The following is a 12,655-nucleotide window of genomic DNA, read 5'->3' on the forward strand; positions in this document are numbered from 1 at the left end:
ACCGTCGACCTTTCCTGCAAAGGGCCGCCATGCGCATATTGATGGTCACCGATGCCTGGCGGCCGCAGGTTAACGGCGTTGTCCACACGCTGGAGCGGCTCACCGAGACGCTGAAATCCTTCGATGTCGCCGTGGATTTCCTGACGCCGAACATCTTTCGCACCCTGCCCTTGCCGACCTATCCCGACATCAGGCTGGCGCTGACCACGCCCGGCCATGTCGCGCGCCTGATCGACGCCGGCAGAGCCGACCACATCCACATCGTCACCGAAGGACCGCTCGGCATCATGGCGCGGCGCTATTGCCGCAATGCCGGCAGGCCGTTCACCACCAGCTATCACACGCGCTTCCCCGAATATCTCAGCGCACGGCTGCCGGTGCCGGAAAGCTGGGCCTATCGCTGGCTGCGCGATTTCCACAATTCCGGCCAAGGCACGCTGGTCGCCACCCAGTCCCTCGCAGACGACCTCTCAGCGCGCGGCTTCACCAAGCTGCGGCCGTGGACGCGCGGCGTCGACACCGACCATTTCCGGCCCGACAAGAAGAAGGATCTCGGCTTCCCCGGCCCTGTCTTCCTCTGCGTCGGCCGCGTCGCCATCGAAAAGAACCTCTCCGCCTTTCTCGACCTCGACCTGCCGGGCAGCAAGGTGATCGTCGGTGAAGGCCCCGAGCTTGCCAGGCTCAAGGCAAAATATCCGCAAGCGCATTTCCTCGGCCATCGCCCCAACGACGAACTGGCCGAGATCTATGCCTCGGCCGATGTCTTCGTCTTCCCGAGCCGCACCGACACGTTCGGCAACGTCATCATCGAGGCATTGGCCAGCGGCACGCCGGTTGCCGCCTATCCGGTGACAGGGCCGATCGACATCGTCGGCGACGGCTTTGGCGGCGCGGTCTCCAACGATCTGCGCGAGGCCTCGCTTGCGGCGCTCAATGTAGACCGTGCCGAAGCCCGCGAACGTGCCATGCGCTATAGCTGGAAAGCCTGTGCGGAGATGTTTCTCGATACGGTCGAGGAAGCACTGGGCACAACGCGCAAGCTGGCGGCCTGACCAAAGGCTGGCGGCACCGTACTGTTCGACATCAGCAGCACGGAGGAAGCGCGAAGGAACGCGACGGTCGTTCCTCTAGCCTAAAACAACCGCCCGCCATCCTGCACCTTGCGCTCAATCGCGCCGAGCACCACAGCGCCCTCTTCGTCGGGAAAGCCGAGCGTCAGCACTTCCGACATGAATGGACCGATCTGGCGCGGCGGGAAATTGACCACCGCGAACACCTGCCGGCCGATCAGCGTCTCCGGTGTATAATATTTGGTGATCTGCGCCGACGATTTCTTGATGCCGATGCCGGGGCCGAAATCGATCTTCAGCTTGAATGCGGGCTTGCGCGCCTCGGGAAACGGTTCGGCCTCGACGATCGTGCCGGCGCGGATGTCGACACGATCGAAATCGGCAAAACTGATCTCGGGCTTGCGCTCGCTGTTCGAACTCATCTTGGTCTTGTCTGCCTCACGGGGACTCAGGCGTTGCCGTAGGTCTCGAACAGCACGCCGGCCAGGGCGTCCTTGGCCGAGGTTCCCGACCAGACGACGAACTGGAACGCCTGGAAATAGCATTCGCAGGCTTCCAGCGCCGACGACAGCAACACTTCGACCTGCTGGCTCGACGGCTCGACCCCGCCGGCCAGCAGCAGCGACTGGCGGAACATAATCGCGCCCTCCTGCTCCCAGAGGTCGAAATGGCCAAACAGCATCTGCTCGTTGATCAACGACAAGAGCCGCATCACTTCCAGCGCGCGGGTCTCCGGCACCTTGATGTCGAAGGCACAGGCCAGGTGCAGCGCTTCGAAATCCTCCATCCACGAAAAGGAGACGTGATAGTCGGTCCAGCTTCCGGCAACCGAGATCGAAATCTCGTCGTCGCCTGCCCGCTCAAAGGACCAGTCGTTGTTGTGGGCCACCTGCTCGATAACATCCACCGGATGGATTTCGCGGGAGAATTCGAGTTCGAGAAGTTCCATGGAATGCTTCCTGTCGTTCTGTACGAGCGCCGCCACACGCTCCGCGGGAGGGCACACACAACGAACAATCTTGTCTAGAACTCGGACGGCCAGGACTTTCCTGCGCAAAAGACTACTTCTCGACGCAAAGACCCCAGACCGGACCCCACCGCCCGGTCGCATGACCCTGCTCCGAATCATGCAACAAATTCAGTCTATTGATCGGGAGTCGCGTGAACAGCCCAATTTTTCGCACTGCGTCATTCGCATGTGGAAAGCCGCTGTCACAAAGATTCATGCAATGCCGTTAAGCGATTCACGGCAAAGCGCTTTTCAGGATCGGGCTATGTGGAAAAGTTTAACGATTATTTTTTTTTGCGCGGGGCTTGGCCGCCGCCGCCGGTGCGGCGTCACCGGCCAGTTCCGCAAGCTTCGCCTCGAGCACCTCGATACGGGCGGCAAGGCGGGTGTTTTCTTCTCGGGCCTTGGCGGCCATCTCGCGCGCGGCCTCGAACTCTTCGCGCTGCACCACGTCCATGGTGTTGAGGATGCGTTCGGCCTGGCCTTTGAAGGCGGTCTCCACCTCCCGGCGCACGCCCTGGGCAGCGCCGGCGGCATCGGTCATCAGCTTGGCGAATTCATCGAGAATGCGGTTCGGTCCGGTCGACATGGCAAATCCTCGCTTGCTCGAAATGAGGTAATGGCGCCGCGCGTCGAATGCAAGCATGTTGCGCCGCGCTGCGGCATCAAGTCGAGGGCGCCCACCTTGCCTTGACCCTGCCAAAACCCTGCCGCATGGTCCGCGCGCAAACGCGTTTCGCAATGAGAGTTCCCCGTTGAACGAATATTTCCTGCTGCCGCTGGCCTCCCTACCCTTCCCCAACATCAACCCGATCCTCATCCAGATCGGGCCGCTGGCGGTGCATTGGTATGGCGTCGGCTATATCGTCGGCATCCTGTTCGCCTGGTGGTATGCCAAGCGGCTCGCCTCTAATGCCAAGCTATGGCCGAACGGCGTCCTGCCGATGAAGCCGGAGGATCTCGACGACTTCATCGTCTGGGCGGCCATCGGCGTCGTGCTGGGCGGCCGCACCGGCTATGTGCTGTTCTATGATCTGCCACGCTACATCGCCCACCCGCTCGACATCTTGGCGGTCTGGCAAGGCGGTATGTCGTTCCATGGCGGCCTGCTTGGCGTCATCCTCGCCATGACGCTGTTTTCCATCAAGCGCGGCATCCGCATCTGGTCGCTGTTTGACGTCGTGGCGGCCGGCGTGCCGGTCGGCCTTGGCCTGGTGCGCGTCGCCAACTTCATCAACTCCGAGCTATGGGGGCGCCCGACCGACGTGCCCTGGGCTTTCGAATTCCCCAATGGCGGGCCGTTTGCCCGTCACCCGAGCCAGCTCTACGAGGCGCTTCTCGAAGGCGTGGTGCTGTTCCTCGTGCTGCGCATCCTCACCCATTCGCGCCTCAAGCTGAAGACGCCGCGCTTCGTCGGCGGCGCCTTCATCTGCGGCTACGGCCTGTCGCGCATTTTCGTCGAGTTCTTCCGCGAGCCCGACCAGCAGCTCGGCTACCTCCTCGGCACCAACTGGCTGACCATGGGCATGATCCTGTCGACGCCGATGGTGCTGGCCGGTATCTGGGCGATGCTGACCGCCAGGCCGGTGGCGCAGCCGCAGCCGGCATGACACGGCTGAAAACCCGCATCGTCGACCTGATCGAGGCATTGGGGCCACTTCCGATCAACGAATACATGGCGCTGTGCCTGTTCGACCCGGCGGACGGCTACTACACGACGCGCGAGCCTTTTGGTGCGGGCGGCGACTTCATCACCGCGCCGGAAATCAGCCAGATGTTCGGCGAACTGGTCGCCGTGTGGATGTACCAGGCGTGGCAGGCGAGCGGCCGGCCGCTGCCGGCCACCATCGCCGAGATCGGCCCCGGCCGCGGCACGCTGATGAAGGACATGTTGCGTACGCTGTCGCGGCTCGATCCTGATCTGGCCAGCGGCGCCACCTTCGCCATGATCGAGACCAGCCCGCGCCTGACCGAGGTGCAGAAGCAGACGCTTGGCGCCACACCCTTCGCGGTTGGCTGGCATGAAACCATCGAGACCTTGCCGCAGCAACCGCTGTTCATCGTCGGCAACGAACTGTTCGACGCCGTGCCCATCCGCCAGTTCGTCCGAGCCGGCACCGGCTGGCGCGAGCGCATGGTCGGCCTCGACGAGACCAACGACCTTTGCTTCTTCGCCGGCGCCGGTTCGGTCGACCCGACGCTGCTGCCCGCCGATGCCACTCAAGCGCCGCAAGGTGCGATTGCCGAAGTGGCGCCTGCCCGCACCGCGCTCATGGCAACGATCGCCGAGCGCATATCCAGGCATGGCGGCGTTGGCCTGTTTCTCGACTACGGCCATTTCCAGCCGGGTGTCGGGGACACGCTTCAGGCCTTGCGCAGCCACGATCACGAAGATGTGCTGGCCAATCCCGGTGAGGCCGACCTCACCTCCCATGTCGATTTCGCCGCCCTTGCCGCGATCGTGCGTGCACATGGCCTCGAAGCCCATCTGACGACACAGGGCGACTTCCTCCTCGGCATGGGTATCCTCGAGCGCGCCGGCCGGCTTGGCGCCGATGCCGGCCAGGCGGCGCGCGAAAGGATCGCCGGGGACGTCGAGCGCCTCGCAGGGCCGCAAGCCATGGGCGAGCTGTTCAAGGTGCTTGCGGTGCTACCCCGCGGCGTGGAGGTTCGGCCTTTCGCCGGGGCGGATTGACTTTTTACCGCCACCCCTCCCAATCTCCCGTCCGCGCTTTGCAGCGCCTGTTCTCGACCAAGCACCTTCTTCTTGACGAAACCGCCCACACGGACAACAACGCCCGCATGCTGAATCAGACCAAACCGGATCCCGTTCGGTCGCCGCTGCTGGACAAGGCGCGGGCACAAGGCATCCGCCACGGCTATTTCACCCGCGTCGGCGGTGTCTCCGGCGGCATCTACCAGGGCCTCAACATCGGCACCGGATCGAATGACGACCCGATGCTTGTGGCGCAGAACCGCGGCCGCGTCGCGGCATGGATGGGCGTGCCGGCGAGCCATCTGTTGACCGCCTGGCAGGTCCATTCGCCCGACGTCATCATCGCCAGGGAGCCCTTTGCCGGCGAGCGGCCCAAGGCAGACGCCATCGTCACCGACCGGCCGGGCATCGCCATCGGCGCTTCTACCGCCGATTGCGGTCCCGTGCTGTTCGCCGATGCGCAGGCGCGCATCATCGGCGCCGCGCACGCCGGCTGGAAAGGCGCGTTCACCGGCGTGCTCGAAAACACCATCCTGGCGATGGAAAGCCTCGGCGCCCGGCGCCAAAACATCGTCGCCGTGCTAGGCCCCTCCATCGGCCCGAAAAACTACGAGGTCGGCCCGGAATTCGTCGCCCGCTTTGTCGAAGTCGCCGCCGAAAACATCCTCTATTTCGCGCCGTCCGCCAATGCCGGCCATGCGATGTTCGATCTCAACCGCTACACGGTTGACCGGTTGGCCAAGGCCGGCGTGACGGCTGAGGGCCTTGACCGCTGCACTTACGCCGAGGAAGGCCTGTTCTACTCCTACCGGCGCACCACGCATCGCAAGGAGCCCGATTACGGCCGGCAGGTTTCGGCAATTGTCTTGGAGAGGGAATAATGGCGCTGCATTTTGAACGATCTGAATTTGACGCGCGGCGCGACCGGCTGGTCATCGAGATGGCCGAAAAGAAGCTCGACGCCATCCTGCTGTTCGCGCAGGAAAGCATGTACTGGCTGACCGGCTACGACACGTTCGGCTTCTGCTTCTTCCAGTGCCTGGTAGTGAAGGCCGACGGTTCGATGGTGCTTCTGACCCGCTCGGCCGACCTGCGCCAGGCGCGTCAGACCTCGATTATCGACAACATCGTCTTGTGGACGGACCGCAACGGCGCCAATCCGGCGGTCGACCTGCGCAATCTGCTCAACGAACTCGACCTGCTCGGCGCCCGCATCGGTGTCGAATACGACACCCATGGCCTGACCGCGTTCAATGGCCGACGGCTCGACGAACAGTTGCAGACCTTCGGCCAGATCGCCGATGCGTCCGGCATTGTCGGCCGTCTGCGCCTGTTCAAGAGCCCGGCCGAGGTCGCAAAGGCCGAGAAGGCCGCCAATCTTTCCGATGATGCGCTCGACGCGGCGCTGCCGCTGATCAAGCAAGGCGGCGACGAAGCCCTGATCCTGGCCGCCATGCAGGGTGCGATCTTTGCCGGCGGCGGCGACTATCCGGCCAACGAATTCATCATCGGCTCCGGCATCGATGCGCTGCTGTGCCGCTACAAGGCCGGCCGCCGCAAGCTCACCAAAAATGACCAGCTGACGCTCGAATGGGCCGGCGTCTTCAACCACTACCACGCACCGATGATGCGCACGGTGCTGACCGGCAAGGTGTCGAAGCGCCATCAGGAACTGTTCGACGCCGCCCGCGCGGCACTCCTGGCTGTCGAAAAGGCGATGACGCCGGGCAACAGCTTCGGCGACGTCTTCGATGCGCATGCCCGCACCATGGAGGCGCACGGCCTGACCAAGCACCGGCTGAACGCCTGCGGCTATTCAGTCGGCGCCCGCTTCACCCCGTCCTGGATGGACATGCCGATGTTCTACCAGGGCAATCCCGAACCGATCGCGCCCAACATGACGCTGTTCGCCCATATGATCATCATGGACTCCGATACCGAGACGGCGATGACGCTTGGCCGGACCTACCTGACCACCGAATCCCAGCCCAAGCCGCTGTCCCGCCATGATCTCGACTTGATCGTACAGTGAATCCACAGTGGGAGGCGTTCTTCGCCAAGGAGTTAGAAGGCAAATGAGACGATCGCATGTGACGACCGTGTCATTGCTTGTGGCATTGGCTCTTGCCGCCTGCACCAACGCAAAGGACGTGCTCGAACCGTCGGCGATCACGCCGCCGGCGACGTCGACCCAGACGCTGCCCGCCACCAGCACGGCGGGCGCTCCCGCAACCACCGCCGCACCGGTCACATCAGCCCAAAGCGCTGCCATCCTGTCGAAGACCCGCCTGCAGATCGCGCCGATCGTCGGCGCTTCGGTGGAAGCCGCGACACCTCTGACGGCGGAGTTGCAGACCCGCGCCAGGCAGCGCGGTATCACGCTCGCCGGCAGCGCCGACCAGACCGTGACACATGTGCTGAAGGGCTATTTCTCGACGATGTCGGAAGGCGCCGACATCACCGTCATCTACGTCTGGGATGTCTATGACCCCGCCGGCAACCGGCTGCACCGCATCAATGGTCAGCAGAAGGCCCCGTCGGTCAATTCCGGCGCCAGCGCGGGCGGCGACAGCTGGAAGGGGGTCTCGCCGGCCACCATGCAGACGATCGCCGACCAGACCATCGACCAATTCGCGGCCTGGCTCGGCGGCAAGGCGGGCTAGAGGCATCGGACCCAAAAGTGGAGACGGTTTTGGGAAAATCCGATGCCCGACGAGAAGAAGGGGCAGCGCAAGTCCGCTGCTCCCTGTTGCAGCCCGGCGATGGCGCGGAGCTTTCTTGAGTTTAGCCGGCGGATTCCCGATCTCGGCGCTTGCAATACCGGCGCGGGCCGCTAAAAGCCCGGTTAAAGGGCGCAAGCGAGTCCGTCAGGTCTCATCATCCTCCACCAGGAACCGTGCATGAAACTCTTCGCGGGCAATTCCAACAGGGTGCTGGCCGAAGCGGTCGCCCGGTACCTCAACGTCCCGCTGGGCAAAGCTACGGTCAGGCGCTTCGCCGACCAGGAAATCTTCGTCGAAATCCAGGAAAACGTGCGCGGCGAGGATGTCTTCATCCTGCAATCGACCTCGTTCCCAACCAACGATCATTTGATGGAATTGCTCATCATGATCGATGCCTTCATGCGTTCCTCGGCCAAGCGCATCACGGCGGTCATCCCCTATTTCGGCTACGCCAGGCAGGACCGCCGCGCCTCCGGCCGCACGCCGATCTCGGCCAAGCTGGTCGCCAACATGATCACCCGCGCCGGTGTCGACCGCGTTCTGACGCTTGACCTGCATGCCGGCCAGATCCAGGGCTTCTTCGACATTCCGACCGACAATCTGTTTTCCGTGCCGGTGATGGCCCGCGACGTGAAGGCCAAATACAAGCAGCTCGGCAACGTCGTGGTGGTCTCGCCCGACATTGGCGGCGTGGTCCGCGCCCGTGCGCTGGCCAAGCGCTTCGATGCGCAACTGGCCATCGTCGACAAGCGCCGCGAGCGTCCCGGGGAATCGGAAGTCATGAACATCATCGGCGCGGTCGCCGGCAAGGATTGCCTGCTTATCGACGACATCGTCGATTCCGGCGGCACGCTGTGCAACGCCGCCGATGCGCTGCTGGCCAACGGCGCCACCAGCGTCACCGCCTATATCACCCACGGCGTGCTGTCGGGCGGCGCGGTTGCCCGCATCAGCGGTTCGAAGCTCCAGGAACTGGTGATCACCGATTCCATCCAGCCCACCCAGGGCGTGCTCGATGCTCCCAACATCCGCGTCATCTCGATCGCCGACCTGATGGGCGAAGCCATTTCGCGCACCGCGACCGAAGAATCGGTGTCGAGCCTGTTCGACTAGAGCAATTCCAGGAAAAGTGTGAAGCGGTTTTCCGTCTAGAACCGCGTCAAAACAAAGAGTTAGAGCAGATCGCCGTTTCCGTGAAACGGTGAGATGCTTCTAGAACAGCACCTGCCGTTACGGCGCAGAGCTTTCCAACCGAACCGGCCCGATCAGGCGACGAGCGACCTCGACGCTCTCTCGTGCGCCGCGCATATAGCCGCGCGGCGAGGTCCCCAGCATGCGCTTGAACATGGTGATGAAGGCCGGCACGCTGTCATAACCGAGATCGAGCGCCACCCTGGTGATCGGCTCGCCGTCCGCCAGCCTGGGCAGCGCCGCGAACAGGCAGGCCTGCTGGCGCCATGTCGACAGCGACAGGCCGGTCTGGCGCTGGAAGGCGCGCGTGAACGAACGCCGGCTCATGCCGGCGGCATCCGCCCATTCATCGATCGTCGCGTGCGGCGACGGTGCGGCGACGAAGCGCCGGCACAGCGCCGACAGCCTCGGATCGGACGGGAATGGCAGCCCGAGAGGCCGTTCCGGCAAGGTCGGGATTTCGTGCAGCAAAAGGTTCATGATCAGCCCACCGCGTCCTTCCAGAACGCCGCCTTGCGGCAGCTTTTCCGATTCCACGATCAGGCTGTGCATCAGGTCGGTGACGCCGACGACGCGCAAGCCTTCGGGCAGCCCGGGGATCGCCTGTGGCATGACATAGACCGAACGCATCGAGACATCGCCCAGCATCTCGACGGAATGCTCGGTGCCGGCTGGAATCCACATCGCGTGGTCCGGCGGCACCATCCAGCGCCCGTAGCGCGTCGTCACCAACACCACGCCGACAAGCGCATGCAAGAGCTGGCTGCGGCTGTGGCGGTGCTGCGGCACACGGTAGCCATCGGGATATTCGGTCGGCAATGCCACCGCCGGCCCGGCCACTTGCTCAAGCCACTGCCAGCGGCTCTCGTGCAACTGGCCGAGATTGGCGTTGCCAGCGTGAAAGACTTCTTTGCCGTGCGGCATCCGATATGGCCCACTTGCGAAACTATTGGACCAAACCACGAAAGAAGTCATCCCGCAAGCAGCTTATAAGGCACCGTCCCCAAGCGCTCCACAGGAGCGTCCGACAAGGCGGCCGCAGGTGCGTCCGTCAACTGCCTGCGGGCCTGCCCGCCAAAAAGACCACGGAGCCTACCTTGACCGATACGATAGCCGCCAGCGTCGCCCCACCGGCGACCACCAGTCACGCTTCAGCCCAGGCGACGGCCTTCACCGTCATCCTGGCGGTGAGCTTCTGCCATTGCATCAACGATATCATGCAGTCGCTGCTGTCGGCCATTTACCCGCTCCTGAAAGAGAATTATGGCCTCGATTTCTGGCAGATCGGCTTGTTGACCTTCACCTTCCAGGTGACCGCGTCGCTGCTGCAGCCTGTGATCGGCATGATCACCGACAAGCGGCCGATGCCCTACTCGCTGCCCTACGGCATGGCGTCATCGCTGATCGGCCTGATTGTGCTCGCCTATGCCGGGCATTATTCGCTGCTGCTGATCGGCGCCTCGCTGATCGGCATCGGCTCGGCGATCTTCCATCCGGAATCCTCGCGCATCGCCCGCTTCGCCTCCGGCGGCCGCTTCGGCCTGGCGCAGTCACTGTTCCAGGTTGGCGGCAATTTCGGCCAGTCCATGGGGCCGCTGCTGGCGGCCTTCATCGTCGTGCCGTTCGGCCAGACCAGCATTTCCTGGTTCGCCGTCGGCTCGCTGATCGGCATCATCGTTTTGTGGCAGGTCGGCGGCTGGTACAGCCGGCTGCGTGCCGCGCAGGGCACCCGCAAGGCGGCGAGCTTCGTTTCGCCTTTCCCGCGCCGCAAGGTGACGAATGCATTGATCGTGCTGACATTGCTGGTGCTGAGCAAGAATGCCTACATCGCCAGCCTCGCCAGCTACTACACCTTCTATTCCATGCATAAGTTCGGCGTTTCGGTGCAGATGTCGCAGGTCATGCTGTTCCTGTTCCTCGGTGCCTCGGCGCTGGGCATCCTGCTCGGCGGCCCGTTCGGCGACCGCTACGGACAGAAGGCGATGATCTGGTTCTCCATCGTCGGCGTGCTGCCTTTCACGCTCGCCCTGCCCTACGCCAATCTGGAATGGACGATGGTGCTGACGGTGCTGATCGGCCTGATCCTGTCCTCGGCCTTCTCGAACATCGTCGTCTTTGCGCAGGAGCTCGTGCCGGGCCGCGTCGGCATGATCGCCGGCATCTTCTTCGGCTTCGCCTTCGGCATGGGCGGCATCGCGGCGGCCGTGCTCGGCATCGTCGCCGACATGAAGGGCATCGATTTCGTCTTCCAGATCTGCTCGTATTTGCCGTTTCTTGGATTGCTCACCGTGTTCCTGCCGAACATGAAGGAAGCACGCAAAGCGCAGTTAGTTGCCTAGATCACGCTAATCTGAACCTCACAAAAAATGCACCCGCCTGATGGCGGGTGCATTTTTGTAGGCTATTCGGAAAGCCCTATGCCTTGAAGAAGGCCAGCAGGTCGGCGTTGATGACATCGGCATGGGTTGTGGCCATGCCGTGCGGAAAACCCTCGTAGACCTTAAGCTCGCCCTTCTTGAGCAGCTTGATCGTCAGCAGCGCCGAGTCGGCGATCGGAACGATCTGGTCGTCGTCTCCGTGCATGACCAGGACCGGCACGTCGATTGCCTTCAGATCCTCCGTGAAGTCGGTTTCCGAGAAAGCCTTGATACAATCATAATGCGCCTTGGTGCCGCCCATCATGCCCTGGCGCCACCAATTGTCGATGACGCCCTGCGAGATGTCCGCGCCCGGGCGGTTGAACCCATAGAATGGACCGGCGGGAACATCGCGGAAGAACTGGGCGCGATTGGCTGCCTGGGCAGAGCGGAAGCCGTCGAAGACCTCGATCGGCAGGCCGCCGGGATTGGCAGCGGTCTTGAGCATGATCGGCGGCACCGCGCCGATCAGCACCGCCTTGGCGACACGGCCTTCGGCGCCGTATTTGGCGACATAGCGCGCCACTTCGCCGCCGCCGGTCGAATGGCCGACATGGATGGCGTTCTTGAGGTCCAGATGAGCGGTGAGTTCCGCGACGTCGGCGGCATAGGTATCCATCTCGTTGCCGATATCGGTCTGGGTCGAGCGGCCGTGGCCACGACGATCATGTGCAATGACACGGTAGCCCTGTGACAGGAAGAACAGCATCTGAGCGTCCCAATCGTCGCTGCTCAACGGCCAGCCGTGATGAAAGACGACAGGCTGCCCGGTCCCCCAGTCCTTGTAGTAAATCTGCGTTCCGTCCTTGGTGGTGATCGTACCGCTGCCGGAACTGGGCTTGGTTTGCGAGGTCATCTCAATCTCCTTCTGTTATTTTCGCGATAAACGATATCGCGATAACGATTTAGCTAGCGCGACTCAAAACCCTTGTCCACAAAAATATGTATCGCGATATTATTTTTCGTGGTATCGAATTGACGCCCATATTGGCAAAAGGAATGCGCCGTGCCTCTCCCGTTGGACAATCAGCTCTGTTTCACGCTCTATGCCACCAGCATGGCCATCAACCGCAGCTACAAGCCTATGCTGGACGAGATGGGCATCACCTATCCGCAGTACCTGGTACTGAACGCACTTGGAGAGGCTGACGGCATGTCGGTCGGCACGATCGCCCACAGGCTCGCTCTGGAATCGAGCACCGTCACGCCGCTGGTAAAGCGAATGGAGCAGGCCGGGCTGGTGACCCGCCAGCGCAGCCAGACCGACGAACGCCAGGTGCAGGTCGACCTGACATCAGCCGGGCGCGGGCTGCTGGTGCAATGCAACTGCCTGAATGAAGCCTTGATCGAGCGCTCGGGCATGACGCTGGCGCAGCTCGATGCCTTGAACCGGCAGATCCAGGCGCTACGCGCCGCGTTGATCGGCGACCGGTAGCCGGCCCGGCCTTCTCGACGGTCGGACCTCACCCGCCGGCCTCTGCCCGCGAGATGCATCCTCGAAGACATTCGCGGATCGAACGCGACGACTG

15 protein-coding genes are annotated in these 12,655 nt (G+C 63.1%); 10 read left to right on the forward strand and 5 right to left on the reverse strand.

The features are described 5' to 3' along the window. The first annotated feature begins 29 nt into the window (after nucleotides 1–29). A complete protein-coding gene (locus tag NKI21_RS06845; protein WP_128303772.1) occupies nucleotides 30–1,052 on the forward strand; it encodes a glycosyltransferase family 4 protein in 1,023 nt (340 codons plus the stop codon). An 80-nt stretch (nucleotides 1,053–1,132) separates the two neighbouring features. Here NKI21_RS06845 and NKI21_RS06850 read toward each other — a convergent pair whose 3' ends face one another. The 3 genes from NKI21_RS06850 to NKI21_RS06860 all read right to left on the reverse strand — a co-directional run bounded on the left by NKI21_RS06850 (nucleotide 1,133) and on the right by NKI21_RS06860 (nucleotide 2,668). Then, a complete protein-coding gene (locus NKI21_RS06850) occupies nucleotides 1,133–1,492 on the reverse strand; it encodes a tRNA-binding protein (protein WP_128303771.1) in 360 nt (119 codons plus the stop codon). Nucleotides 1,493–1,518: 26 nt separating this feature from the next. Beyond that, complete coding sequence (locus NKI21_RS06855) at nucleotides 1,519–2,019, reverse strand: type III secretion system chaperone family protein (RefSeq protein WP_013893499.1); 501 nt, start codon at nucleotides 2,017–2,019, stop codon at nucleotides 1,519–1,521. 337 nt (nucleotides 2,020–2,356) lie between these two features. Beyond that, entirely contained in the window at nucleotides 2,357–2,668 is a 312-nt protein-coding gene (locus tag NKI21_RS06860) for an accessory factor UbiK family protein (protein WP_128303770.1), read from the reverse strand. 166 nt (nucleotides 2,669–2,834) lie between these two features. On the opposite strand from NKI21_RS06860, the gene lgt reads away from it, so the two are divergent. The 7 genes from lgt (at nucleotide 2,835) to NKI21_RS06895 (ending at nucleotide 8,631) form a co-directional block, all read left to right on the forward strand. Beyond that, on the forward strand, nucleotides 2,835–3,689 hold the full coding sequence (gene lgt, locus NKI21_RS06865; protein ID WP_128303769.1) for a prolipoprotein diacylglyceryl transferase: 855 nt from the start codon (nucleotides 2,835–2,837) through the stop codon (nucleotides 3,687–3,689). Next, entirely contained in the window at nucleotides 3,686–4,774 is a 1,089-nt protein-coding gene (locus tag NKI21_RS06870) for a class I SAM-dependent methyltransferase (protein ID WP_128303768.1), read from the forward strand. The genes lgt and NKI21_RS06870 overlap by 4 nt, the downstream gene beginning before the upstream one ends. 107 nt (nucleotides 4,775–4,881) lie before the next feature. Continuing rightward, nucleotides 4,882–5,676 (forward strand): peptidoglycan editing factor PgeF, encoded by a 795-nt coding sequence (gene pgeF / locus NKI21_RS06875; RefSeq protein ID WP_128303767.1) that lies wholly within the window; start codon nucleotides 4,882–4,884, stop codon nucleotides 5,674–5,676. Beyond that, nucleotides 5,676–6,827, forward strand: a complete 1,152-nt coding sequence (locus tag NKI21_RS06880; protein WP_352440378.1) for a M24 family metallopeptidase — start codon at nucleotides 5,676–5,678, stop codon at nucleotides 6,825–6,827. The genes pgeF and NKI21_RS06880 overlap by 1 nt, the downstream gene beginning before the upstream one ends. A 43-nt stretch (nucleotides 6,828–6,870) precedes the next feature. Beyond that, nucleotides 6,871–7,458, forward strand: a complete 588-nt coding sequence (locus tag NKI21_RS06885) for a hypothetical protein (protein ID WP_352440377.1) — start codon at nucleotides 6,871–6,873, stop codon at nucleotides 7,456–7,458. 42 nt (nucleotides 7,459–7,500) lie between these two features. Then, nucleotides 7,501–7,632, forward strand: coding sequence for a hypothetical protein (locus tag NKI21_RS06890; RefSeq protein ID WP_280940280.1), 132 nt, complete (start codon nucleotides 7,501–7,503; stop codon nucleotides 7,630–7,632). Between the two features lie 63 nt (nucleotides 7,633–7,695). Beyond that, nucleotides 7,696–8,631 carry a ribose-phosphate pyrophosphokinase gene (locus NKI21_RS06895; protein WP_013530002.1) on the forward strand — a complete coding sequence of 312 codons (936 nt, stop codon included), beginning with the start codon at nucleotides 7,696–7,698 and terminating at the stop codon, nucleotides 8,629–8,631. A 117-nt stretch (nucleotides 8,632–8,748) separates the two neighbouring features. Here the strand turns inward: NKI21_RS06895 and NKI21_RS06900 are convergent, their stop codons facing one another. Then, a complete protein-coding gene (locus tag NKI21_RS06900) occupies nucleotides 8,749–9,633 on the reverse strand; it encodes an AraC family transcriptional regulator (RefSeq protein WP_023809816.1) in 885 nt (294 codons plus the stop codon). Between the two features lie 173 nt (nucleotides 9,634–9,806). On the opposite strand from NKI21_RS06900, the gene NKI21_RS06905 reads away from it, so the two are divergent. Then, nucleotides 9,807–11,048, forward strand: a complete 1,242-nt coding sequence (locus NKI21_RS06905) for an MFS transporter (RefSeq protein WP_023809817.1) — start codon at nucleotides 9,807–9,809, stop codon at nucleotides 11,046–11,048. 76 nt (nucleotides 11,049–11,124) lie between these two features. Here NKI21_RS06905 and NKI21_RS06910 read toward each other — a convergent pair whose 3' ends face one another. Continuing rightward, nucleotides 11,125–11,982 (reverse strand): alpha/beta fold hydrolase, encoded by an 858-nt coding sequence (locus tag NKI21_RS06910; protein WP_023809818.1) that lies wholly within the window; start codon nucleotides 11,980–11,982, stop codon nucleotides 11,125–11,127. 150 nt (nucleotides 11,983–12,132) lie between these two features. On the opposite strand from NKI21_RS06910, the gene NKI21_RS06915 reads away from it, so the two are divergent. Next, nucleotides 12,133–12,561, forward strand: a complete 429-nt coding sequence (locus tag NKI21_RS06915; RefSeq protein ID WP_023809819.1) for a MarR family winged helix-turn-helix transcriptional regulator — start codon at nucleotides 12,133–12,135, stop codon at nucleotides 12,559–12,561. Nucleotides 12,562–12,655 lie beyond the last annotated feature (94 nt).

The sequence above is a fragment of the Mesorhizobium sp. M0715 genome, from assembly GCF_040320355.1.
Classification (GTDB): Bacteria; Pseudomonadota; Alphaproteobacteria; order Rhizobiales; family Rhizobiaceae; genus Mesorhizobium.

What these genes read in the sequence shown, in the direction of transcription:
- NKI21_RS06845 (WP_128303772.1), top strand. Translation starts at nt 30, where the DNA reads ATGCGCATATTGATGGTCACCGATGCCTGGCGGCCGCAGGTTAACGGC.
- NKI21_RS06850 (WP_128303771.1), bottom strand. Translation starts at nt 1,492, where the DNA reads ATGAGTTCGAACAGCGAGCGCAAGCCCGAGATCAGTTTTGCCGATTTC.
- NKI21_RS06855 (WP_013893499.1), bottom strand. Translation starts at nt 2,019, where the DNA reads ATGGAACTTCTCGAACTCGAATTCTCCCGCGAAATCCATCCGGTGGAT.
- NKI21_RS06860 (WP_128303770.1), bottom strand. Translation starts at nt 2,668, where the DNA reads ATGTCGACCGGACCGAACCGCATTCTCGATGAATTCGCCAAGCTGATG.
- NKI21_RS06870 (WP_128303768.1), top strand. Translation starts at nt 3,686, where the DNA reads ATGACACGGCTGAAAACCCGCATCGTCGACCTGATCGAGGCATTGGGG.
- pgeF (WP_128303767.1), top strand. Translation starts at nt 4,882, where the DNA reads ATGCTGAATCAGACCAAACCGGATCCCGTTCGGTCGCCGCTGCTGGAC.
- NKI21_RS06880 (WP_352440378.1), top strand. Translation starts at nt 5,676, where the DNA reads ATGGCGCTGCATTTTGAACGATCTGAATTTGACGCGCGGCGCGACCGG.
- NKI21_RS06885 (WP_352440377.1), top strand. Translation starts at nt 6,871, where the DNA reads ATGAGACGATCGCATGTGACGACCGTGTCATTGCTTGTGGCATTGGCT.
- NKI21_RS06890 (WP_280940280.1), top strand. Translation starts at nt 7,501, where the DNA reads ATGCCCGACGAGAAGAAGGGGCAGCGCAAGTCCGCTGCTCCCTGTTGC.
- NKI21_RS06895 (WP_013530002.1), top strand. Translation starts at nt 7,696, where the DNA reads ATGAAACTCTTCGCGGGCAATTCCAACAGGGTGCTGGCCGAAGCGGTC.
- NKI21_RS06900 (WP_023809816.1), bottom strand. Translation starts at nt 9,633, where the DNA reads ATGCCGCACGGCAAAGAAGTCTTTCACGCTGGCAACGCCAATCTCGGC.
- NKI21_RS06910 (WP_023809818.1), bottom strand. Translation starts at nt 11,982, where the DNA reads ATGACCTCGCAAACCAAGCCCAGTTCCGGCAGCGGTACGATCACCACC.